16 protein-coding genes, 1 tRNA gene and 1 riboswitch are annotated in these 20,961 nt (G+C 74.4%); of the genes, 10 read left to right on the top strand and 7 right to left on the bottom strand.

All coding sequences use genetic code 11. The features are described from left to right. The first annotated feature begins 131 nt into the window (after positions 1 to 131). Together ACFV04_RS25790 and ACFV04_RS25795 are read left to right on the top strand one after the other, a co-directional pair. Positions 132 to 1,361 carry a hypothetical protein gene (locus ACFV04_RS25790; protein ID WP_380336918.1) on the top strand — a complete coding sequence of 410 codons (1,230 nt, stop codon included), beginning with the start codon at positions 132 to 134 and terminating at the stop codon, positions 1,359 to 1,361. Positions 1,362 to 1,537: 176 nt separating this feature from the next. Further along, positions 1,538 to 2,311 (top strand): MerR family transcriptional regulator, encoded by a 774-nt coding sequence (locus ACFV04_RS25795; protein WP_380532685.1) that lies wholly within the window; start codon positions 1,538 to 1,540, stop codon positions 2,309 to 2,311. Positions 2,312 to 2,331: 20 nt separating this feature from the next. Here the strand turns inward: ACFV04_RS25795 and ACFV04_RS25800 are convergent, their stop codons facing one another. Next, the gene (locus tag ACFV04_RS25800) at positions 2,332 to 3,408 is read right to left on the bottom strand and encodes a helix-turn-helix domain-containing protein (RefSeq protein ID WP_380532688.1); all 1,077 of its coding nucleotides are present in this window, start codon (positions 3,406 to 3,408) and stop codon (positions 2,332 to 2,334) included. A gap of 235 nt (positions 3,409 to 3,643) precedes the next feature. Between ACFV04_RS25800 and ACFV04_RS25805 the strand changes: the two genes are divergently transcribed. The 3 genes from ACFV04_RS25805 (at position 3,644) to ACFV04_RS25815 (ending at position 7,267) form a co-directional block, all read left to right on the top strand. After that, positions 3,644 to 4,321 carry an RNA polymerase sigma factor gene (locus tag ACFV04_RS25805; protein ID WP_380532691.1) on the top strand — a complete coding sequence of 226 codons (678 nt, stop codon included), beginning with the start codon at positions 3,644 to 3,646 and terminating at the stop codon, positions 4,319 to 4,321. Continuing rightward, a complete protein-coding gene (locus ACFV04_RS25810) occupies positions 4,318 to 5,775 on the top strand; it encodes a hypothetical protein (protein ID WP_380532694.1) in 1,458 nt (485 codons plus the stop codon). Before ACFV04_RS25805 ends, ACFV04_RS25810 begins: the two co-directional genes overlap by 4 nt. Positions 5,776 to 6,031: 256 nt before the next feature. After that, a complete protein-coding gene (locus ACFV04_RS25815) occupies positions 6,032 to 7,267 on the top strand; it encodes a hypothetical protein (protein ID WP_380532697.1) in 1,236 nt (411 codons plus the stop codon). Positions 7,268 to 7,358: 91 nt separating this feature from the next. Here ACFV04_RS25815 and ACFV04_RS25820 read toward each other — a convergent pair whose 3' ends face one another. Together ACFV04_RS25820 and ACFV04_RS25825 are read right to left on the bottom strand one after the other, a co-directional pair. After that, a complete protein-coding gene (locus ACFV04_RS25820) occupies positions 7,359 to 8,858 on the bottom strand; it encodes an aminopeptidase P family protein (protein ID WP_380532700.1) in 1,500 nt (499 codons plus the stop codon). 168 nt (positions 8,859 to 9,026) lie between these two features. Further along, positions 9,027 to 10,499 carry a PP2C family protein-serine/threonine phosphatase gene (locus tag ACFV04_RS25825; RefSeq protein WP_380532702.1) on the bottom strand — a complete coding sequence of 491 codons (1,473 nt, stop codon included), beginning with the start codon at positions 10,497 to 10,499 and terminating at the stop codon, positions 9,027 to 9,029. Between the two features lie 616 nt (positions 10,500 to 11,115). On the opposite strand from ACFV04_RS25825, the gene ACFV04_RS25830 reads away from it, so the two are divergent. Next, the gene (locus ACFV04_RS25830; RefSeq protein WP_380336897.1) at positions 11,116 to 11,751 is read left to right on the top strand and encodes a bifunctional DNA primase/polymerase; all 636 of its coding nucleotides are present in this window, start codon (positions 11,116 to 11,118) and stop codon (positions 11,749 to 11,751) included. Positions 11,752 to 11,969: 218 nt separating this feature from the next. On the opposite strand, the gene ACFV04_RS25835 is transcribed toward ACFV04_RS25830, so the two are convergent. From ACFV04_RS25835 to ACFV04_RS25850, 4 genes are all read right to left on the bottom strand, one after another. Further along, positions 11,970 to 12,944, bottom strand: a complete 975-nt coding sequence (locus ACFV04_RS25835) for a DUF5926 family protein (RefSeq protein WP_360253827.1) — start codon at positions 12,942 to 12,944, stop codon at positions 11,970 to 11,972. 114 nt (positions 12,945 to 13,058) lie between these two features. After that, the gene (locus ACFV04_RS25840) at positions 13,059 to 13,478 is read right to left on the bottom strand and encodes an ATP-binding protein (protein WP_380336895.1); all 420 of its coding nucleotides are present in this window, start codon (positions 13,476 to 13,478) and stop codon (positions 13,059 to 13,061) included. Between the two features lie 417 nt (positions 13,479 to 13,895). Continuing rightward, positions 13,896 to 14,720, bottom strand: a complete 825-nt coding sequence (locus ACFV04_RS25845; RefSeq protein ID WP_380336893.1) for a glycerophosphodiester phosphodiesterase family protein — start codon at positions 14,718 to 14,720, stop codon at positions 13,896 to 13,898. A gap of 137 nt (positions 14,721 to 14,857) precedes the next feature. Further along, a complete protein-coding gene (locus tag ACFV04_RS25850; RefSeq protein ID WP_380336890.1) occupies positions 14,858 to 16,297 on the bottom strand; it encodes a purine-cytosine permease family protein in 1,440 nt (479 codons plus the stop codon). After that, positions 16,290 to 16,436: riboswitch (TPP riboswitch) on the bottom strand. It overlaps the preceding gene by 8 nt. Positions 16,437 to 16,646: 210 nt before the next feature. Between ACFV04_RS25850 and ACFV04_RS25855 the strand changes: the two genes are divergently transcribed. The 4 genes from ACFV04_RS25855 to ACFV04_RS25870 all read left to right on the top strand — a co-directional run bounded on the left by ACFV04_RS25855 (position 16,647) and on the right by ACFV04_RS25870 (position 20,955). Next, positions 16,647 to 18,515 (top strand): S1C family serine protease, encoded by a 1,869-nt coding sequence (locus tag ACFV04_RS25855; protein WP_380532707.1) that lies wholly within the window; start codon positions 16,647 to 16,649, stop codon positions 18,513 to 18,515. Positions 18,516 to 18,592: 77 nt separating this feature from the next. Next, positions 18,593 to 18,683 (top strand) — tRNA-Ser (locus ACFV04_RS25860). 127 nt (positions 18,684 to 18,810) lie between these two features. Beyond that, positions 18,811 to 19,638: a MerR family transcriptional regulator gene (locus tag ACFV04_RS25865; protein WP_380336884.1), complete on the top strand. Its 828-nt coding sequence runs from the start codon at positions 18,811 to 18,813 to the stop codon at positions 19,636 to 19,638. Between the two features lie 75 nt (positions 19,639 to 19,713). Then, a complete protein-coding gene (locus tag ACFV04_RS25870) occupies positions 19,714 to 20,955 on the top strand; it encodes an MFS transporter (RefSeq protein WP_380532710.1) in 1,242 nt (413 codons plus the stop codon). Positions 20,956 to 20,961: the final 6 nt, after the last annotated feature.

Consider the following 20,961-nt stretch of genomic DNA (forward strand, 5'->3'; position numbering starts at 1 on the left):
AACCGTTTCCGGGGGGCCCCCGTGCCCCCCCCACCGTCCACCCGAGGTACCCGGGGGCGGCACGGGCGGTACTCCTGCGTCACATAGGATGTCCGGCCGGAGGGGGGGCGGAACCGGCGGGGAGAGGACAGGTGCGGGAAGTACGCACGGCACGGACCACCACCGACTACGAGGCGACGACCGGGCGCATCGCGGGTCTCCCACTGCGGAGACACCACGTCCTGCTGGTCGCCTGGACGGTGCTCTGGTTCTTCCTGGTCGAACCGAGCGGCGGCTTCTCCTGGCACTACCTGCGCCAGGGCGAGCAGCTGCTCTTCAGCGGCCAGTCCGACGGTGGACTGTCGCTCTACGCCCATCACCCGGAGCTGCAGATCGGCCCGGTGAGCCTGGCCGCGGCCCGGCTCACCGCCCCGTTCTCGCCGCACACCGGCCAGCTGGTCGCGGAGGCGGCGAGCGCCGCGCTCGGCCTGGTGATGCTGGTCGTGGTCGGCCGCACCGCGGCCCTCTACTACCTGGGCACCGGCACCAACCACCGTCGGCTCCAGCAGCGCCTGCTGATCGCCGGACTGGCCTTCATCCCGATGTGGGTCGAGGTGTCGGTCCGCTTCGCGCACCTGGACGACGTCCTCGCGCTGTTCTTCACCACCCTCGCCGCACACGCCCTGGCCCGCGGCAAGCCCACCCAGGTCGCGATCTTCCTGGCGCTGGCGGTCGATTCCAAGCCCTGGGCGATCGCCTTCGCCCCGCTGATCCTGGCGCTGCCCCGGCCCGCCTGGCTGCGCACCGCGCTCTGGTTCGCCGCCCTGGTGGCGATCGCCTGGCTGCCGTTCTACCTGGGCAACCTGGACACCATGGCGGCGGCCAAGTTCACCATCCCCAACCAGCCCGCGTCCGCGCTGCGCTGGTTCGGGGTGACCGACCCCGCCACCCCCTGGTGGGACCGCCCGACCCAGTTCGCGCTCGGCCTTGGCCTCGGCAGCATCGCCGTGTGGCGCGGCCGCTGGCCGGCCGTGGTGCTGCTCGGCGCGGACGCCCGGATCCTGCTCGACCCGAGCGTCTACACCTACTACACGGCCTCCATCCTGCTCGGCACCCTGCTCTGGGACGCGGTCGGGCAGAAGCGGCTCGTCCCCTGGTGGAGCTGGATCGCGCTGGCCGCGCTGTACGGCGGCACGCTGCTGCTCCCGTCCGACTCGGCCCGCGGCTTCGTCCGGCTCGCCTTCGTGGTGGTCTCCGCCGCCTACGTGCTGCTCTGGCCCACCCAGCAGCCCCGCCGGCCGCGGGCCGGCGCCCAGGGCGACGGCGGCGGACGCCGGTCGGCCCGGCGGCGCGAGCGGGAGCTGGTCGGCGCCGACGCCTGAGGACCCGGCGCCCGGGAAGCCGGGTGCCGGGGTCCGCGAAGGGGTCCGCCAAGGGGTCCGCCGAGGCACCGTCGAAGCGGCCCGCCGGGGCACCGTCGAAGGTGCCCGCGATGGCGGCTTGACCCTCACGCGACGTGAGAGCCGAGGGTGGTGGTCAGCACCAGGGAGGAATTCCGATGACCGCTGAGGGCTACTCGGTCGGCACCGTGGCGAAGATCGCCAAGGTGACCGTCCGCACCCTGCACCACTACGACGAGATCGGTCTGCTGTCCCCCGCCGGCCGTACCCGGTCCGGCTACCGCCGGTACGTGGACTCCGACCTCGACCGGCTGCAGCAGATCCTCTTCTACCGCGAGCTCGGCTTCCCCCTGGAGGAGATCGCGGCGATCCTGGACGACCGCTCGGTCAGCCCGAGCGAGCACCTCCGGCGGCAGCACCGACTGCTGACCGACCGGATCAGGCACCTCCAGGACCTCGCCACAGCCGTCGAACACGCCATGGAGGCACGGAGAATGGGCATTCAGCTGACCCCGGAGGAGAAGTTCGAGATCTTCGGCGAGGGCTACCAGGAGGACTGGGAGCAGGAGGCCGAGCAGCGCTGGGGCGACACCGAGGCCTGGGCCGAGTCGCAGCGCCGCACCGGCAGCTACTCCAAGGCCGACTGGGAGCGGATCCAGGCCGAGATGACCGGGCTCAACACCCGCCTGGCCGAGGCGCTCACCGCCGGCGAGCCCGCCGACGGCCGGGTGGCCACCGACCTCGCCGAGGCGCACCGGCAGCACATCTGCCGGAACTTCTACGACTGCACGTTCACCATCCACCGCGGACTGGCCGGCCTGTACGTCTCCGACCCGCGCTGGACGAGCATGTACGAGGAGATCGCGCCGGGCCTGGCGCAGTGGCTGCACGACGCCATCGTCGCCAACGCGGACCGGCGCGAGCAGGCCTGAGCCGCCGGACCGCGCAGGGACTACGCCACCCCGCGCCCGAAGGAGCGCCGGTAGGCGGTCGGCGAGGTGCGCATCACCCGGCCGAAGTGGTGCCGGAAGGTCGCGGAGCTCTCGAAGCCGACCGCCGCGGCGATCTCCTCGACCGTCCCGTCCGGTGACTCCAGCAGCGGCAGGCTGGCCGCGATGCGCTGGGTGACGACCCAGCGCATCGGGCTGGTCCCGTTGCGGGCGGTGAAGTGCCGCAGGTACGAGCGGTCCGACATCCGGGCGGCGCGGGCCAGCACCGGGACGGTCAGCGGCGCGGAGAGGTGGTCCAGCGCCCACTGCATGCTGCGGGCGACGCCGTCGTCGTCCTCCTCGACCGGCCGGACCGCCGCCTCGATGAACTGGGCCTGCCCGCCGTCCCGGTGCGGCGCCACCACGAAGCGGCGGGCCACGGCGTTGGCCACCCTGGCGCCGTGGTCCCGGCGGACCAGGTGCAGGCAGAGGTCGATCCCGGCCGCGCTGCCCGCGCTGGTGAGCACGTCGCCGTTGTCCACGTACAGCACGTCCGGATTGACCCGCACCGCCGGGTGGCGCTGTTGGAGCAGCTCGGCGTACCGCCAGTGGGTGGTCGCGTCCCGACCGTCCAGCAGTCCCGCGGCGGCCAGCGCGAAGGCGCCCGAGCAGATCGACACGATCCGGGCGCCGCGCTCGTGCGCGGTGCGCAGCGCCGCGACCAGCCCGGGGGAGACCGTGCCGCCGAACGCGTTCGGCACCCCGGGCACCACCACGGTGTCGGCCGCCGCCAGCTCGTCCAGCCCGTGCCGGGCGGTCAGCGTGAAGCCGCCCACCGCGTCCAGGGCCGTCCCGGGCCGGTCGGCGCACACCTTCAGCCCGTACCAGGGCGTCGCCAGCAGCCCGGCCAGCTCGGGCCGGGCCAGTCCGAAGACCTCGACCACGACGCCGAGTTCGAACGGCGCCATGCCCTCGAAGGCGTACACCGCGACGTCGTGCACGGGCTCCGGCCGCCGCCCGATGGCGACGGACACCGGGCGCCGGCCCGGCCCGGCCTCCGCGTCGGTGCCGACCGGGCCCTCGACGTCCTGCTCGGCCATGCGAACCCCCTGCTCACGGGTGGCGGAATTGCCGGTGAGTGTAGCCGTCCCGGCCACCTCGGAAATTTCTTCGAACCCACCTGCAACCTCCACCCCCGCCACACGTCCATGGGTACGGGGGCGGAGAGAACCGGGCCGAGGGCGACTGGGAAGATCCCTCCGATCACGATCTTGATCAGGTGATACGACGGTCCGGCGAACGCCGTCACCGTCCCGGGGGAAAGCGGAAACGCAGATGTCCATGGCCATCGGGCCGATCGTTGCGCCGAAGGGGGCGCGCGGATTCACCATCCGAGGGGTGGTCACCGCGCTGTTCGGCGCCCAGGAGGCCGGCGAGCCGCTCGTCGGCCCCACCACCGAGCAGGAGGCCAAGCAGCGCCGGTCCGGTTTCCGGCTGCTGCGCGGCGGGCGCAAGCCGGCCGAGGACCGGCCCACCCTGACCGACCTCTACCACGCGCACCGGCTCGGCCTGGTCCGGATGGCCGTGATGCTGGTCGACCACCAGGACCTGGCCGAGGACGTCGTCCAGGACGCCTTCACGCAGCTGTACCAGCGCCACGGCGAGGAGCTGGACGACCTCGACAACGCCCTCGGCTACCTGCGGACCTCGGTGGTCAACGGCGCCCGCTCGATGCTGCGCCGCCGCAAGACCGCCCGCGAGTACGTGCCGCCGCACGAGGCCGACGCCCCGTCCGCCGAGGACCACGCGGTCCTCAACGACGAGCACCGGCGGGTGCTCGTGGCCCTGCAGGAGTTGACTCCACGCCAGCGGGAGGTGCTGGTGCTGCGCTACTGGTCCGACCTGTCGGAGGCGCAGATAGCCGAGACCCTGGGACTGTCCCGGGGCGCCGTGAAGTCCACGGCCAGTCGCGCCCTGGACGCCTTGGAAAAGCACCTGGAGAAGGTTCGATGACCGACAAGCTCCACCGCCGCAGCGGCGGCGACGGCGACGAGCCGGCCGAGACACCGACGGAACGGCTGCTCCGCGAGGCACTGGGTGCGCGCGCCGCCCTGGTGACGGCGAACAGCCTGCGCCCGGCCGCGCCCCCGAAGCACCGGATCCGCCGGCTGCGCCCGGTGTACACCGTCGCCGTCCCGTTCGGCCTGGCCGCCGCGATGGCGCTCGGCGTGCTCACCTTCCACGGCGAACCGGTCGCCCACGACCAGGTCCCGCCCCCGGCCGCCACCCTGACGGCCGCCCCGAGCCCCAGCCCGACCGCCGAGCCGACCCCCACCCCGTCGGCCACCCCCACCGACACCGGCACCCCGACGGGCGACCCCGAGACCGAGGTCCCGCTCGCCGACGGCACACCGACGTCCTCCGCGTCGGCCACCAACACCGCACCCCCGGTGGGCCCGTCGACGCCGTACACGTTCCGGGGCGTCAAGTTCAAGGTCCCGGCGGGTTGGAAGGCGGTGCAGACGGCGGCCGACAGCGTCTGCGTCCTGAGTCCCGGCGCGCCCACCGACCCGCAGCAGGGCTGGCCCCAGGGCAGGTGCGTGCCCTACGGCGTCCTGGTCGTCGCCTACAACGGCCCGGACGAGAGCGAGCACGCGATCTGGCCCACGACGGGTGACCTGGCGTCGGATTCGGGCTTCAGTCATGAGCCGAGCTGCCCGGTGTGGGGCCATCCCTACATCCCCACCGCGCCCTACACGTCGATCGGCGCGGCCGTGCGGACCCGGCCCACCGTCGCCGGGAAGACGGCCGACAAGACCCAGTGGAAGGCCACCTGCAAGCCCGGCGACTCGTTCACGGCCCAGATGTGGGGGCTGAGTTCGGACCAGGTGTTCGTGGTGGCGAACGGCCTCAAGGACGACTACCAGGCCGGCCTGCAGTCGATCGTCAACAGCCTGGACGTCAGCGGCCACAAGGCGCCGGGGGCGGCGACGCCGTCGGCGGATCCGGTGACCAGCACGACCGTCGCCGTCACGCAGAGCGGGTTCCTGCCGGGCGGGATGGTGTCCGCGAAGGACGGGCCGGTGACCTTCTCGGTGACGTACCGGAACACCGGCACGGCCAACCTGCCGTCGGTCCAGCCGCTGGTCTTCACCGATCCGTACCCGGGGACGCCGGACAGTCCGATCCCGATGAACGCCGGCAAGCTGGAGCGTCAGGACGGCGGCACCTGGACCCAGTTGAGCATGTCGCCCGGAAGCGGCATGGACTACGCGACGGGCGGCAAGTCGGCCACCTTCCCCCTGGCGCCGGGCGCGAGTCGCACGGTGACGTACCGGCTGACCGTCGACCCCGCCGACGGGCCGGGGATCATGCCGGTGCGGATGCAGGCGACGTTGCCGTACGACGGCAGCGGCCGGCTGACCGTGATCGGTGAGGCGATCGTTCGGGAGAACGTCGTGAAGTAGCCGGTCGGCGACGGCCCCCGAGGCGCCGTGACCAGGAAATCCCCTGGTCACGGCGCCTTTCGGCGTTCCGGGCCGAGGCCGCGAAAAACTTTCGGATCCACCTGCAACCCCCCGGCGGGTCGGACGTCTATCAGGGTGAGAGGCGGGGAGAGCGAGCCGGCGGGGCCGGGGCTCGGGCCGACTCCCCGGGGCGCCGACGAGCCGTTCGTTCGCCCGGAACCACCATCACCATCACCATGTCCTGGGGGACCGTTCCATGAGCACGTCCGTTGTTGCCCGTATTGCGAAGATTGTCCCCCTGGCCGTCATCGCCGCCGTCGGTGTCGCCGCCTGCGGCCCCGCGGAGCCCGGCTCCTCGGCCGCCCCGAGCGCCACGCGGTCCGCCGCGAGCGTGGTGACCACCGCCCCGGCCGCGCCGACCGGGTCCCCCGCCGCGTCGGCCACGCCCGTCCCGGCCGAGCCGAGCGCCACCCCCTCCGCCGCCGCCACCACCCCGAGCGAGGCCGGGTCGCCCGCCGCGGTGGCCGTCGGGGCAACGGCGAAGCCCTCCGCCAAGCCTTCCGCCCAGTCCTCCGGCAAGCCGGTCGCCAAGCCGGTCGCCAAGCCGGTCGCCAAGCCGGTCGCCAACCCCGTCAGCGGGAACGGCGGCATCGGGATCACCTTCGACGGCCTGAACGACGGCCGGCAGGTCCAGGTGGGCGAGCAGGTGGCCTTCTCGGTGACCTGGAGGAACAACGACTCCTCGGGCAGCCGCGCGGTGGCGCCGGTGGTGGCGACCCAGGAGTTCGAGGGCGCGAAGTGCCAGCGCGGGCTCGCGATGGCGCAGGGCAAGCTGGAGCGAAAGGACGCCTCGGGCTGGAAGGCCATGCCGGCGCTGAGCCAGGGCGGCGGGATGGACTACGCGGGCACGGGTGACGACGCGGCCTTCACCCTGGCGGCGGGCGAGAGCCGGACCGTCCAGTACCGGATGGTCCTCGACGCGGGCAACCAGCCGGGCCGGCTGGCCGTCGAGGCGGACGCGGTGCAGCCGTCCTCCCTCACCGTCATGACGAAGAGCGTGGTCACCGCGTCGGTCGTCGACCGCCACCGCCCGGTGGTGACCTCGGTGTCCGGGCCCACCGCGCTGGTCGTGGGCGGGGCCCCGACCGAGTTCTCCTTCGGGGTCTCGTCGCCGGACGGGTCGGCCCTGCTGCGCCCGGTGGTGCGGCTGTCCCTCCCGGCGGGCGCGGGCCTGACCGGGGCGGACGTCACGATGGAGGCGAAGGTCGGCAACGAGTGGAAGTCCTTCGAGGTGACCCCGGACTGCAACGGGCGGCTCGGGGTGGCGCCGGCCGAGCTGGTCGGCGTCCTGCGGGGCAACCCGGTCGAGTACACGTTCCGGGTCGGCCTGAAGCGGACCGGCAGCGCCGCGCCGGTGGAGATCCAGGTCGGCGGGGACTCGGACGGCCACGCCGGCGAGACCGTCGCGGTCCGGCCCGCCGTCCGGCGCTGACCGCCGGACGCACGAGGGCCCGGCCCGCTGCCGGACGCACGAGGGCCCGGCCTCCCGTCGCGCGGGGCCGGGCCCTTCGGGGCGCGGTGGCTCAGGCGAGCGAGGCCATCCAGGCCTCGACGTCCTCGGAGCGGCGGGGCAGGCCGGCCGAGAGGTTCTCGTTGCCGTCGGCGGTGACCAGGATGTCGTCCTCGATGCGGACGCCGATGCCGCGGTACTCCTCCGGCACGGTCAGGTCGTCCTGCTGGAAGTACAGGCCGGGCTCTACGGTGAGGACCATGCCGGGGACCAGCAGGGCGTCGACGTGCTCCTCGCGGCGCGAGTGGGCGCAGTCGTGGACGTCGAGGCCGAGCATGTGGCCGGTGCCGTGGAGGGTCCAGCGGCGCTGCAGGCCGAGTTCCAGGACCTTCTCGACGTCGTACACGGAGGCGTCCAGCAGGCCCCAGGCGAGCAGGCGCTCGGCGAGCACCCGCTGCGAGGCCTCGTGGAAGTCGCGGAAGCGGGCGCCGGGCTTCACCGCGGCGATGCCGGCTTCCTGGGCGTCGTACACCGCGTCGTAGATCTTGCGCTGCAGGTCGGTGAAGCGGCCGTCGATCGGGAGGCTGCGGGTGACGTCGGCGGTGTAGAGCGTGTGGGTCTCCACGCCGGCGTCCAGGAGCAGCAGCTCGCCGGGGCGCACGTCGCCGTCGTTGCGGACCCAGTGCAGGGTGGTGGCGTGCGGGCCGGCGGCGGCGATGGTGCCGTAGCCGACGTCGTTGCCCTCGACCCGCGCGCGGCGCCAGAAGGTGCCCTCGATCCAGCGCTCCGAGGTGGCGACGGCCTGGCCGAGCTCGCGGACCACGTCGGTGAAGCCCTTGACGGTGGCGTCGCAGGCGGCGCGCAGCTCGCCGATCTCCCACTCGTCCTTGACCAGCCGCAGGCCGCTCAGGAACTCCTTGAACCCGGCATCCTTGTCGGCGTCGAGGACGTCGGCGAGCGCGGCCTCCAGACCGGCGTCGTAGCCGCGGACGATCCGGGTGGGGGCGGCGGAGGCGGCGGCGCGCGCGGCCAGCTCCTCGGCGACCTTGCGGACGTCGCGGGCGGGCAGGCCGAGCAGCTGCTCCTGCTCGGTCAGGCTGTGCCGGCGGCCGACCCACAGCTCGCCGTGGCCGTCCAGCCAGAACTCGCCGTTCTCGCGGTCGGAGCGGGGCAGCAGGTAGAGGGTGAACTCGTGGCCGGCGTCGCCGGTCGGCTCGGCGACCAGCACGGCGTCCTCGGTCTGGTCACCGGTGAGGTGCACGTACTCGCTGGAGGCGCGGAAGGCGTAGTCGGTGTCGTTGGAGCGGACCCGCAGGTTGCCGGCCGGGACGACCAGGCGCTCGCCGGGGTGGGCGGCGGACAGCCGGGCGCGGCGCTCGGCCGCGTACGGGGCCTGGGCGACGGGGACGAGGCCGTGCAGCTCGGTGTCGGCCCAGCCGGACTTCATGGAGGCGGCCAGCTCGTCGGAGATGTCGCCGTAGAGGCCGTTCTTGCGTCCCTTGAACTCCTGCGGCTCCTCGCCGCCCTCGGCCTCGGGGTTCTCGGCCACCGCGGGGGTGCGGTCCTCGGTCACGTGCAACGCCTCCTTGGGGGTGGTACCGCCGCCCCTCGGGGGAGTGTCGGATCGCGACACGCGCGGGCGGCCGTGCGTCCATGGTACGGACGCCCGGCCGTTCGCCCTCCACCCGACCTCGGCCGGGGGACTCCATGGGCCCGGTGCCTCCGTCCGGACCGGTGCCGGTCAGTCGAAGCGGGCCGCCAGCAGCATCAGGTCGTCGGTGGCCGCCGCCGCGGTGGCCGGGTCCGGGCAGACGGCCAGCAGGTGGGCGCAGAGCCGGTCCGGGTCGATCCGCACGTCGCGCGGGGCGTCGGCGGCGGCCCGGCGCAGGTTGGCCTGTCCGGCGTGCAGGGTCGGGCCGCAGCGGCGGGCCAGGCCCTCGGTGTAGAGCAGCAGGGTGTCGCCGCGCCCGGCGGTGAGCTCGACCCCGGGCGCCTCCCAGCAGGCCAGCATGCCGAGCGGGGCGGAGAGCGAGGTCTCCACGAACTCGGCGCCGTGCCGGCCGACCAGGACCGGCGGGCAGTGTCCGGCGCCGGCGAGGGTGATCCGGCGCTCCTCGGGCTCGATCCAGGCGTAGACGGCGGTGGCGGTGCGGGTCGGCTCGGTGGTCTTGAGCAGCAGTTCCAGGTCGCCCAGGACGGAGACCGGGTCCTCGCCCTCCAGGACCGCGTACGCCCGCAGCGCGGCCCGTACCCGGCCCATCGCGGCGGCCGCGCCGGCGGCGGAGCCGGGGCCCGCGCCGGGGCCGTCGCCGGAGACGGAGCCGACGGTGAGGCCGACGGTGCCGTCGGGCAGCGGGATGGCGTCGTACCAGTCGCTGCCGCAGGAGTGGTCCAGCCCGGCCGGGACGAGCCGGGCGGCCAGCCGCAGGCCGTCGGTACGGGGGAGGTGGTCGGGCAGCAGGCCGCGGCGCAGCGCCTCGGTGGTGCGCAGGGTCCGGTCCGCCTCCAGCTGCTTGGCGAGCAGCGGGGCGGCGACCTCGCAGTACCGGCGGGCGAGTGCGCGCCGGCAGTCGGCCGGCACGGCGGGCTCGTCGTAGAACCAGAGGGCGGCGGCGAGCGGGCCGTCCTCGGTGGTGGCGAGCGGCAGGCCGTAGGCGCCGCCGAGGCCGAGGTGGACGGCGAGTTCGCGCAGCCGGGCGCCGATGGCCGGGTCCTCGGCGAGGTCGGGGGAGTGCAGCTGGGCGGGCCGGTCCCGTTCGCGCAGCAGCCGGGCGAGCAGGCTCTGTTCGGTCGGGACGGTCTCCAGGGCGCCGAGGCTGGCGCGGTCGAGGCCGAGGCCGACGGGCTGTCCGGGGCTGCCGCCGGGCGTCCGGGTGACCAGGACGCCGCGGCGGGCGCCGAGCAGGGCGGCGCCGGAGGCGAGGACGGCGTCGAGGGTGGCGGTGAGGCCGCGGGCCCGGGCGAGCCGTTCGGTGTGTTCGTGCAGGCTGGTGAGGTCGGACAGGCGTCCGGCCAAACGGTCCTGCACGGTGGCGGACGGTGCCGTGGGGTCGTCCACGGGGTCGTCCGGTGCGTCCGCGGGGTCGTCCGGCGCGTCGGCGGGGCCGGGGAGTCCCGGCGGGTCGAGGACGGTGAGCCCGCCTGCGCAGCCGGGTTCGCCCGGTTCGGCGGTCGTCGTCGACGGGAGGGCCGTCGACGGGTGGGACTCGGTCATGCCGCCACTCCTGACGCGGTGCTACGTGCCATGCGGAACCCCCAGGTACGGCCGATGTGGAGCGAGTACGGCCAAAGAGCGCGTTTCGCCTCGTTTCGCTACTACTCGTCATTGATCGACAGCAATGCCACCACTTCTACACAGGCCATTCGGGGCATGTCCAGATCCAGGACGGCGCGGGGGCCGGTTCCGCGGCCGTCGCGACCCGGTCGGAGGGCGTGCGTGGTTCGTGCGCGCGCCGCTCGGGCCGGAGGCATGGAGGGAGGCGCGAGCGGGCAGAACCGTGGGGACGGACCGGGCGGCCGTCCGGATCGTATGCCCGTGCCGCCCCGGAGCCGGGTCGGCCGGAAGTCCCTCACTCGTACGGTGGAACCAAGCGCGCCCGGGCGGCGTCCATCCGGTCGCGTACGGGATTCTCGTTCCAAGGGCTGTTCCAGTCCGCGGCCCTTCTCATGTCGTGCTCCACACCGTGCTCCACGTCGTAGCCGCGCCGTCCGCCATGCCGCCCGCCCCGCTCCGCGCCGCACGGACCGTGCCGCGGTGGGCCCCGCGGAGGGTTCCGGTGGATGCCGACGGGGCGGAGCGAACCGAGCGGTCAGGGAAAGGAACGAGCGCCATGCGTGAGAACCCGAAGGACCGGTCGGAGGAGCGTGCCGCCCGGCTGGCCGCGGCCCTGGAGGCCGCCGTCGACCACCGCTGGCCCGTGGTGCCGGGCGCCGTGCTGCGCGGCGGGCGCTGCTCCTGCGGCGACCGGGACTGCACCGTTCCCGGCGCGCACCCGCACGACCCCTCGCTGCTGGCCGCCACCACGGACGCCCGGATGGTGCGCTGGTGGTGGGAGCGGCAGAGCCCGGACGCGACGGTGCTGGCCGCCACCGGTTCCACGGTCTCGGCGGTCAGCCTGCCCGCGGCGGCCGGGGCGCGGGCGCTGGTCTACCTCGGCGCGCTGCGGATGCCGCTCGGGCCGGTGCTGGCGATGCCGGGCCGCTACGCGCTGCTGGTGGCCCCGTACTCCTTGGACGCGCTCGGCGAGATGCTCGCCCAACTCCCTTGGGTGCCGGGTTCGTTGCGCTACCACGGGCCGGGCGGTTTCCTGCCGCTGCCGCCCGGCGGGACGGCCGGCCGGGTGCGCTGGGTGCTGGCGCCGCGACCGGGTGCGGGTGGCGGGGTCTGGTTGCCGCAGGTCGGGCCGCTGCTGGGCGAGTTGGTGGAGGCGACGGTCCGGCTGGACAGCGGACGCTCGGCGTACTGAAGACCGGGTGCCGTCCCCGGGTGCCGGGGCGGCGACCGGCGGGGCGCTCCGGAAAAAGAAAAGATCCGGCCGCTGGCGACGGGGGATGCACCAGCGGCCGGACTCTTTAGACAGTAACAAGGATCCGCGCCCGCGCCAATTTCCAAGACGCCCTCCACGCCCGGAAATTGCGCGTTCACCGCGACAATGTGACGCGTATCACGCGGATCCTGCGTGCTTTAGTTCAAGGTGACCTGACGGTTCACCAGGTTCGCGCGGGCGCGCCGCTCCTCGGCGGTCAGCGGGGTCGCGTCGGCGAGGACCGCGGCGAGCCGCTCGCCGAACTCGGCGGCCGGCTTCTCGCAGTCGGCGGCGGTCATCGCGAGCGGCAGGTCCCACACCGGCACGGTCAGGCCGTGCGCGCGGAAGGAACCGACCAGGCGGGTGTCCGGGCCGAGCGAGGCCTCGCCGGCGGCGTTCAGCCGGGCCAGCGCGTCCAGCAGTTGCTCCTCGGGCACGGTCATCACCCAGCGCAGGTGGTTCTTGTCCGGGGTGCCGCACCAGTAGGCGGCGTCGACGCTGCCCAGCTTCTCGGTCGGGATGGCCGAGGCGTTGGCGCGCTCCAGGGAGGCGGCGACCTCGCCGGTGGCGGTCTCGGCGTCCTCCAGCCAGAACTCGAAGCCGGTGTGCACGACCGGCTCGAACGCGGCGGTGGTGTCCAGCAGGTCCTGCAGGCGGCGCCCGCCCGGGACGGTCCGGCGGGCCGGCACCGGGGTGCCCGGCTCGGTGGCCAGGGCCAGCTCCAGGGCGTCCGCGAGGTCGCGGCTGAGGTCTCCGGAGGAGGACTGGGTCTGCAGGCCGAGCAGGATCGAGCCGTCCTGGCGGCGCAGGGCCGGCCAGGCCAGCGGCAGCACGGTCGCCAGCGTCACCGACGGGACGTCGCCCTCGGCCACCCCGGCGGCCAGCGTCAGCGGCACCGTGGCGGCGGGCACCAGCTCGCGCAGCGCCACCCAGTCGGCCTCGCCCGGCAGGCCCTCGAACGGGCGGTGCACGAGCTCCTGCACCGCGTGCGAGGCCTCCCGGCCGTGGCAGGCCTTGTAGCGGCGGCCCGAGCCGCACGGGCAGTCCTCGCGGGCCCCGACCACGGGGACCTCACCCGTGACGGCGGTGGTGGACTGACGCTGCGGCGCCTTCTTGGCGGCCTTCTTGCCCATGGTGCGGCTCTCCCGGGAACGGTGGTCCTGTGTCCCGGGAAGCCTACTGACGTTCCTCCGGCACCCGCGCTACCCCCGGCGCGCGCGAACGCGCCGGGGCGGGCGGGTGCCGCCCTACGCGCTGCGGGCGTCGCCCCCGGAGCGCCGGGCGTGGCGGGCGCGCGCGGGCAGCGCCGCCCAGACCGTCACCTCGCCGGGCGAGTCGCGCACGCCCCAGTCGCTGGCCAGCTGGTCGACGATGCTCAGGCCGCGGCCGCCGCGCGAGGTCAGCGAGGGACCGGCGGGCAGCGGCCGGGTGGTCGCGCCGCCGTCGGTGACCTCCAGGGTGAGCACGCCGTCGGTGTGCATCTGCCAGCGGACCAGCACGCCGCCGTCCGGCCCGGCCGTGCCCTCGCCGTGCTCCCGGCCGCCGGGTGCGGGGTGCGTCCCGGACGGGACGCCGACCAGCACCTGCCCGAGCACCTCGGCCCGGGCGCTGCGGCCGAGCGCCGGCAGCGGGCCGAGCGGACGGGCGTAGCGACACGCATTGCTCAACAGTTCGGAAAGGATCAGAACAGCATCATCGATGACCGGTTCCGGTATCTGCCGGTCACCCAGATCTCGACGCAGTCGGCGCCGTGCGACCCCGACACTCGCTGGGCCGTGCGGCACTGCCATGGTCGATGAAGTCGGCACTTCACGCGCCACCATCAACGCCACCCCCGGACCTCCTTCAGCGTATGCCGAGGGAGAGATGCCCCTTGGTAATGCGTCGGAAACGAGCACCGGACGATCCCGCGAGCCCATTTCGAGCACGGCGACCGAGGGTGGGCAAGAGGTCATTCCGTGCTCACCCTCCGTCGCCCGGGCGCAAGAATTCCGGCAATACCGAGCGAGGAAGGTTTGACTGCCGACCAGAGTGATCAGTCCGCACCGGTACGGTCGTCGGTGCGTCGGCGGATCACCCGCGGATCACCGGCCGAGCTGCGCCAGCACCTCGGCGGGCCGGTTGGTGATGATCGCGGACACCCCGAGTTCCAGGCAGAGCTCGACGTCGGCCGGGTCGTCCACCGTCCACACGTGCACCGCGTGCCCCAGTTCGCGCAGCCGGGTCACCAGCTGCGGGCGGGCCCGCACCAGATCGATGCCCGGACCGGCGATCCGCGCCCCGCCCGGCAGCGGCGCGCCCTCGCGCAGCCGGCCGAGCAGCGGGAGCGTGCGCTCGAACAGGAACACCCGGCGGTACTCCGGCGCGGCGGCGGCCACCCGGTTCAGGGCGACCGAGGAGAAGCTCATGATCCGGGCGGACGGACGGTCGCCCTCCGGGGCCGTGCCGATCTTGTACCGCTCCAGCGTCCGCAGCAGCTCGGCCTCCACCAGGCCGCGGAAGCGCACCGGGTGCTTGGTCTCGATCGCCAGGTCCACCGGGCGGCCGCAGTCCACCACCAGCTCCAGCAGGCGGTCCAGCCGCAGCACGCCGCGCAGTTCGGGGTCGGTGCTGGGGCGGCCGGTCTTCCAGGCTCCGAAGTCGTAGGCCTCCAGCTCGGCGAGCGTCATCGCCGAGACGGTGCCGCGGCCGTCGGACACCCGGCCGATCCGCCGGTCGTGCACGCAGACCAGGTGGCCGTCGGCGGTCACCCGCACGTCGCACTCGACCGCGTCGGCGCCCTCGTCGAGGGCGCGGCGGTAGGCCGCGAGGGTGTGTTCGGGCAGGGCGTGGGAGGAACCGCGGTGGGCGATCACCTGGACGGGCGGCGCGGTGCGCGCCGCCGCCGAGGACAGGTCTGGGCTGGTCACAGGGCCAACGATAGGCGGCGGAGGTGAAGCGGGGGCGAAGACGGCCCCAACCCGTGGGGCCGTCTGCGGGGTGCCGCGCGGTCGAACGGCCCGGCGGCCGGCGGTGCCGGGCCGCCGGGTGCCCGGGCCGCGGGGCGTCAGCGCGCGGCGCGGCGGGAGAGCGGGGCGAGCGCCCAGGTGACCAGGGCGGGCACCAGGAAGGCGAACAGCGAGGCGGACGTCCACTCCTGCGGGGTGAAGTGCAGCGCCTCCTGGGCGGAGGTCCAGAAGTCCGTCCACCAGCCGGCGACCTTGGTCGGCGCGATGAACTGGTAGACGGCGAAGCCCAGCACCCACGGCAGCAGCATCGTCCAGCGGGACGGCGCGTCCTCGGAGAGGTCCCAGCCGCGGCGTCCGGCGCCGAGGAAGAAGTCCACCGCCAGCACCGCCAGCAGCGGCACGAACACCGAGCCGATCAGGCCCAGGAAGTTGTAGTAGCTGTCGGTGAACTTGTCGATCTGCAGCGCCAGCACGGTGGTCAGCACGCCGATCGCGCCGCTCAGCACCCGGCGGTCCGCCCTCGGCAGCAGGTTCTGCACCGACATGGCGGTCGAGTACACGTTGGCGAAGGACTGGTCGGTCTCGCGCAGCACCAGGACCAGCAGGAACAGCCAGCCGGCCCAGACGCCCAGGAAGGAGTCGAAGATCTTGTCCGGGTCGCCGCCGGACTGCAGCAGCGCCATCAGGCCGAGCACGTAGCACCAGACCTGGGCGACCGTGTAGCCGGAGAAGCTGCCCCAGAACGCCGAGCGCGCGGTGCGCGAGTGCCGCGTGTAGTCGGCGGCCAGCGGGACGAAGGAGACCGACACCGCGATCATCGCGTCGGTCGCGCCGAGGAAGCCGTGCCAGTTGCCGGCGCCCGGGTCCGGCACGCCCTGGCGGCCCAGCTGGACGGTGAAGTACACCATCGCGACGGCGACCGCCCCGGCCACGAAGCGGCGCAGCACCGCGATCGAGCCCAGCGGCCAGATGGTCAGCGCGGTGGTCAGCGCGCCCGCGAGCAGCACGAACAGCCAGCGGTAGCCGCTGGTGTGGGCGACGGTCTGGGCGCCCGCCGAGATCGTCAGCAGCTCGAACACGCCCCAGCCGATGCACTGGACGATGTTCAGCACCGTCGGCAGGTACGACAGCCGGGTGCCGAACAGCCCGCGCAGGTTCGCCATCGCGGGGGCGCCGGTCCGGGCGCCGATCAGCGCGGCCACGCCGAGCATCGCGGTGCCGACCGCCGTGCCGACCGCGATCGCGGTCACTGCGGCGGCCAGCGAGAGTTCGCTGCCGGGGGCGCCGAGCACGGTGGCGGCGGTGGAGAAGCCGATCAGGCTGACGCCCAGGTTCATCCAGAGCGCGAAGTGGTCCCGGAAGCGCAGTGTGCGCGGCGGCTCGGTGTCCAGGACCAGCGGCGCCTCGACCCGGCCGGCCCGGTCGGGGCGGTCCAGGACGGCGGTGGCCCCGGCCGACGGGTCGGGGGACTCCGCGGGGGCGGGGAAGCCCTCGGGCGCGGGGGCGCCCGAAGAGGAGGATGGCGAAGCAGGCGGCATGGCCGATACTCCCTACGCCGGCATTACCCGGACAGGTTCCGGCGGTCAGCGCCCCCTCGAACGTCCGCCTCGCTCGCGTGGCGTACGGTCGACATGCGCACTCTCAGCCTGGTCGGTCCAAGCTCCCGCGTGTCAGTTTGGAGCGACAGGCTAACCGGCACGGGGGCGAACACCCAAGGCCAGGGCGTGCGCGGTCCGCATCGCGGGACGCCCGGCAGGGGGTGGGGAGCCCACGGCCGTCGGCACCGGCTAAGGATTCTTATGAGTTCTTCAGAGGGGTCCTTACGGCAATCGAATCGACAGTGCGAAAAACTATGGTCCTTGGTTCTGCCAGCTATGGAGGTCGTCCGTGAGCACCGAGCGCGAGGTTGGGCCCACCGGGCCGCAGGGGGAGCAGCCCGCCGGCCAGGGAGCGGCCGACGCCGTTTCCGACGGCCCCGCTCAGGGCGGGCACCAGTCGACCATGGCCTTCCGCCGGGTCCCCGAGGCCGCCGGGGACACCCCGGTCGACGCCCCGGCGGAAGGCGGGCACAAGCCGACCATGGCGTTCAGCCGGGTGCCCGAGCCCGAGGCGGCGCCCGCGGCGCCCGCTGCCGAGGCCGCCCCGGTCGACGCCCCGGCGGAGGGCGGGCACAAGCCCACCGTCGCCTTCACCAAGGTCCCCGCGCCGGAGGCCCCGGCCGCGTCCGAGGCGCCCGCCGCGCCGGTCCCCGCCGTCGCCGAGCAGCACGCCGTCGACCCGGTCACCGGGTACATCGACGCGCCACCGCCGGTCCTGCCGCCCGCCACCCCGGCTGCCGCGCCCGTGGCCCCGGCGCTGCCGCCGGCCGCCAACCCTTACGCCACCCCGACCCACGGTGTCCCCGCCGCCGGCGCGCACGACCCGTACGGTGCCGCCGCGCCCGCGCCGGGCACCCCGGCGGCGCCCGGTGCGCCCGCCGCGCACGGCCACCACCCGTTCGGCGCAGGCCAGCCGCTCGGCGGCTGGGGACCGTCCCACGACGCCGCCTCCGGCGGCGCGGGCCACCCCGGCGGCCCGAACGGCCCGCTCGGCTACCCGGCCGAGTACCCCGGCGGCCCGAACGGCGGGGGCCCGCGCAGGAAGCGCGGCGGCCTGGTCGCCCTGATCGCGGCCGTCGCCCTGGTCGCCGGCGTGGCCGGCGGCGCGCTCGGCGTGACCGTGGCCGACCGCAACAGCAGCAGCACCTCCGCGGACGACCACCGCAGCACCACCGTCCAGGCCAGCGACACTCAGAAGAACGAGCCCGCCCCGGGCTCGATCGCCGCCATCGCGCAGAAGGCGCTGCCCAGCGTCGTCACCATCAAGGCGCAGGGCAACGGCGAGTCGGGCACCGGCACCGGCTTCGTCTTCGACACCGAGGGCCACATCCTCACCAACAACCACGTGGTCGCGCCGACCCTCAACGGCGGCAAACTGACCGTCAAGTTCGCCGACGGCACCTCGTACAACGCGTCGGTGCTGGGCCACGCCGAGGGCTACGACGTCGCCGTGGTCAAGATCGACAACCCGCCGAAGAGCAAGCTGGCCCCGCTGCCGCTGGCCGACTCCGACAAGGTCAACGTCGGCGACGCCACCGTCGCGATCGGCGCGCCGTACGGCCTGGAGTCCACCGTCACCAGCGGCATCATCAGCGCCAAGGACCGCCCGGTCGCCTCCGGCGACGAGACCGGCTCGCAGGCCTCGTACATGAACGCCCTGCAGACCGACGCCTCGATCAACCCCGGCAACTCCGGCGGCCCGCTGCTCGACTCCGGCGGCGCGGTGGTCGGCATCAACTCGGCGATCCAGTCCAACGCCTCTGCCAACGGCCGGGCCGGCAGCATCGGCCTGGGCTTCGCCATCCCGATCAACCAGGCCAAGTGGGTCGCGGACACCCTGATCAAGACCGGCAAGCCGGTCTACGCCAAGCTCGACGTGCTGCGCAACGACGACTACAAGGGCGACGGCGCGCAGATCCAGACCAAGGACATCCAGGGCCAGCCCGCCGTCACCCCCGGCGGCGCGGCCGACAAGGCCGGCCTCAAGCCGGGCGACGTCATCACCAAGCTCGGCGGCGTGCCGATCGAGAACGGCCCCGCCCTGGTCAGCCGGATCTGGACGCACAAGCCCGGCGAGACCGTCGACGTCGAGTACACCCGCAACGGCCAGACCCTCACCACCAAGGTGACCCTCGGCCAGCGCGACGGTGACCAGTGACCCCCGCCCGCTGACCCGCGACGCCGCGAAACGGTGTGCGCCGAACCCCGCCGGACCCGTTAGGCTGACCTCCGCCTGGAGAGCTGCCCGAGCGGCCTAAGGGAACAGTCTTGAAAACTGTCGTGGCGTGACCCGTCACCGTGGGTTCGAATCCCACGCTCTCCGCCAGTAGGAGAACCACCTGCTCAGGGCGGGTGCCGATATCGATTCGGCACCCGCCCTTTGCGTTCCCGGGGTCGGGTCCGGCGGCCGGGGTTGACCCTGACACCGTGGGAGGCGATGGAGTGGAGCCACCATGTTGACCATCGGAGACTTCGCCAGCCACGGCCGGGTGTCGGTGCGGATGCTGCGCCACTACGACGCGATCGGACTGCTGCGGCCCGCCCGGGTGGACCCGGTCAGCGGCTACCGCTCCTACGAGGCGGCCCAACTCGCCCGACTGAACCGGGTGATCGCGCTCAAGGAGCTCGGTTTCACGCTGCAGCAGGTGCGCGCCGTCCTGGACGACGAGGTGGACGCGGCCGAACTGCGCGGGATGCTGCGGCTTCGGCGGGCCCAACTCGCCGAGGCCATCGCGGCGGACGAGCTGCGGCTGGCCCGGGTGGAGGCGAGGCTCCGAACGATCGAGAGCGAGGGGACCATGTCCGCACACGATGTCGTGGTGAAGCCGGTGCCGTCCGTCCGGGCGGCCCAACTGGCCGGTGTGGCCGCGAGTTACGAGCCCGAGGACATCACGCCGGTGATCGGCCCGCTGTTCGCCGAACTGTGCCGGCGGATGGCCGCGGCCGGGGTCGAGGCGACCGGCCCGTCCATCGCCCGGTACGAGGACGCGCCGGAGGGCGACGGCTCGGTGCTGGTCCTGGTCGCCGTCCCGGTCGGACCGTCGGTGCGGCCGGCCGGGCACGACTTCGAGGTGCTCGACCTGCCGCCGATCGGGGAGGCGGCGACGATCGTGCACCGCGGCCCGATGGACGGGGTGCTGGGCACCGTCCAGGAACTGGCCCGGTTCATCGAGGAGAACGGCTACCGCTCGGACGGCTACGCCCGGGAGCTGTACGTGGAGTGCCCGGAGGACCCGGCCGGGTGGGTCACCGAACTCCAGGAGCCGGTGGTCCGCCGGTAGGCCCCGTCCGGCCGATCTTGCCGGGCCCGCGCGCGTTTGCCCTCGACCGGGTCGAGGGTCCTAGCGTCGCCCGGCATGACGACCACCGCCACCCGCGGCGCCGGCGGCACCGCCACGGACCCCGCCACCGGCCCGCGGGCACCGCTGCCCGCGCCGTACCTGCTCTGGCTGGCCGGGACCCAGGCCGGACTGCTGGGCGACGCCGCACTGTACTTCGCCCTCGGCTGGGCCGCCTCGGCGCACGGCGGCGGGGCGGCGGCCCTCGTGCTGACCGCGGTCACCGTGCCGCGGACGGTGCTGGTCCTGCTGGGCGGCGCCGTCGCGGACCGGTTCGGCGCCCGCCGGGTGATGCTCGTCGGGGACACGGTCATGCTGGTCGCGACCGCCGCCCTGGCCCTCGCGGCGGGCGGGCGGGCCACGCCGCTGTGGCTGCTGGTCGCGGCGGCGGCCGTGATCGGGACCGTCGACGCCTTCCACCTCCCGGCGAGCGGGTCGATGCCCGCCCGCCTGGTGCCCGCCGACCGGCTGCCCCGGGCGCTCGCGCTGCGCCAGGCGGGCGGGCAGGCCGCCGTCCTGCTCGGGGCACCGCTGGGCGGCCTGCTGGTCGCCATCGGCGGGCTGCCCGGTGCGGCGGCGGCGGACGCGGCGAGCTTCGGGGTCGTCCTGCTGGTCCTGCTGCGGGTCCGGCCACGTGAGGGGGCGCCGTCCGCCGCGTCGGCCGGCCTGCTGCGGGAGGCGGTGTCCGGCATCCGGCTCGCCCTCGGCGACCCGCTGCTGCGGTCCGCGCTGCTGCTCACCGGCGCGGCCGCCGGGGCACTGCTGCCGGTGGTGTCCCTGCTCGGTCCGCTGCTGGCGAGGGCGCACGGCTGGACGGCGGGCACGGCGGGACTGGTGACCGGCGGTCAGGCGGCCGGGGTGCTCGCGGTGGCCGGTCTGGTCGCCCGGTGCGGCGCGCTGCCCCGGACGGGGGTCGGGGCAGCGGCCGGACTCGGGACGGCGTCGGCGGGGATCGCGCTGCTGGCGCTGGCCGCGGGGCCGGTGACGGCGGTGGCCGGCAGCACGGTCACGGGCATCGGATCGGGGCTGTTCGCCTGCCACATCGGACCGCTGGTGCTGACGGGCGCTCCGCCGTCCCACCTCTCCCGGGTACAGGCGCTGTCGACGCTCGTGCAGAGCGTGGCCCTGGTGGTGTCGAACGCCCTGCTGGGCCTGCTTGCGGACGCGACGGGCGCGGCCCTGCCCACCCTGCTCTGCGCCCTCGCCACGGCCACCGCCGCCGTCGCCGCGCTGGCCACCCGCACGCTCCGCCGCGCCTGACCGATG

Source organism: Kitasatospora sp. NPDC059599, assembly GCF_042735125.1.
GTDB lineage: Bacteria > Actinomycetota > Actinomycetes > Streptomycetales > Streptomycetaceae > Kitasatospora.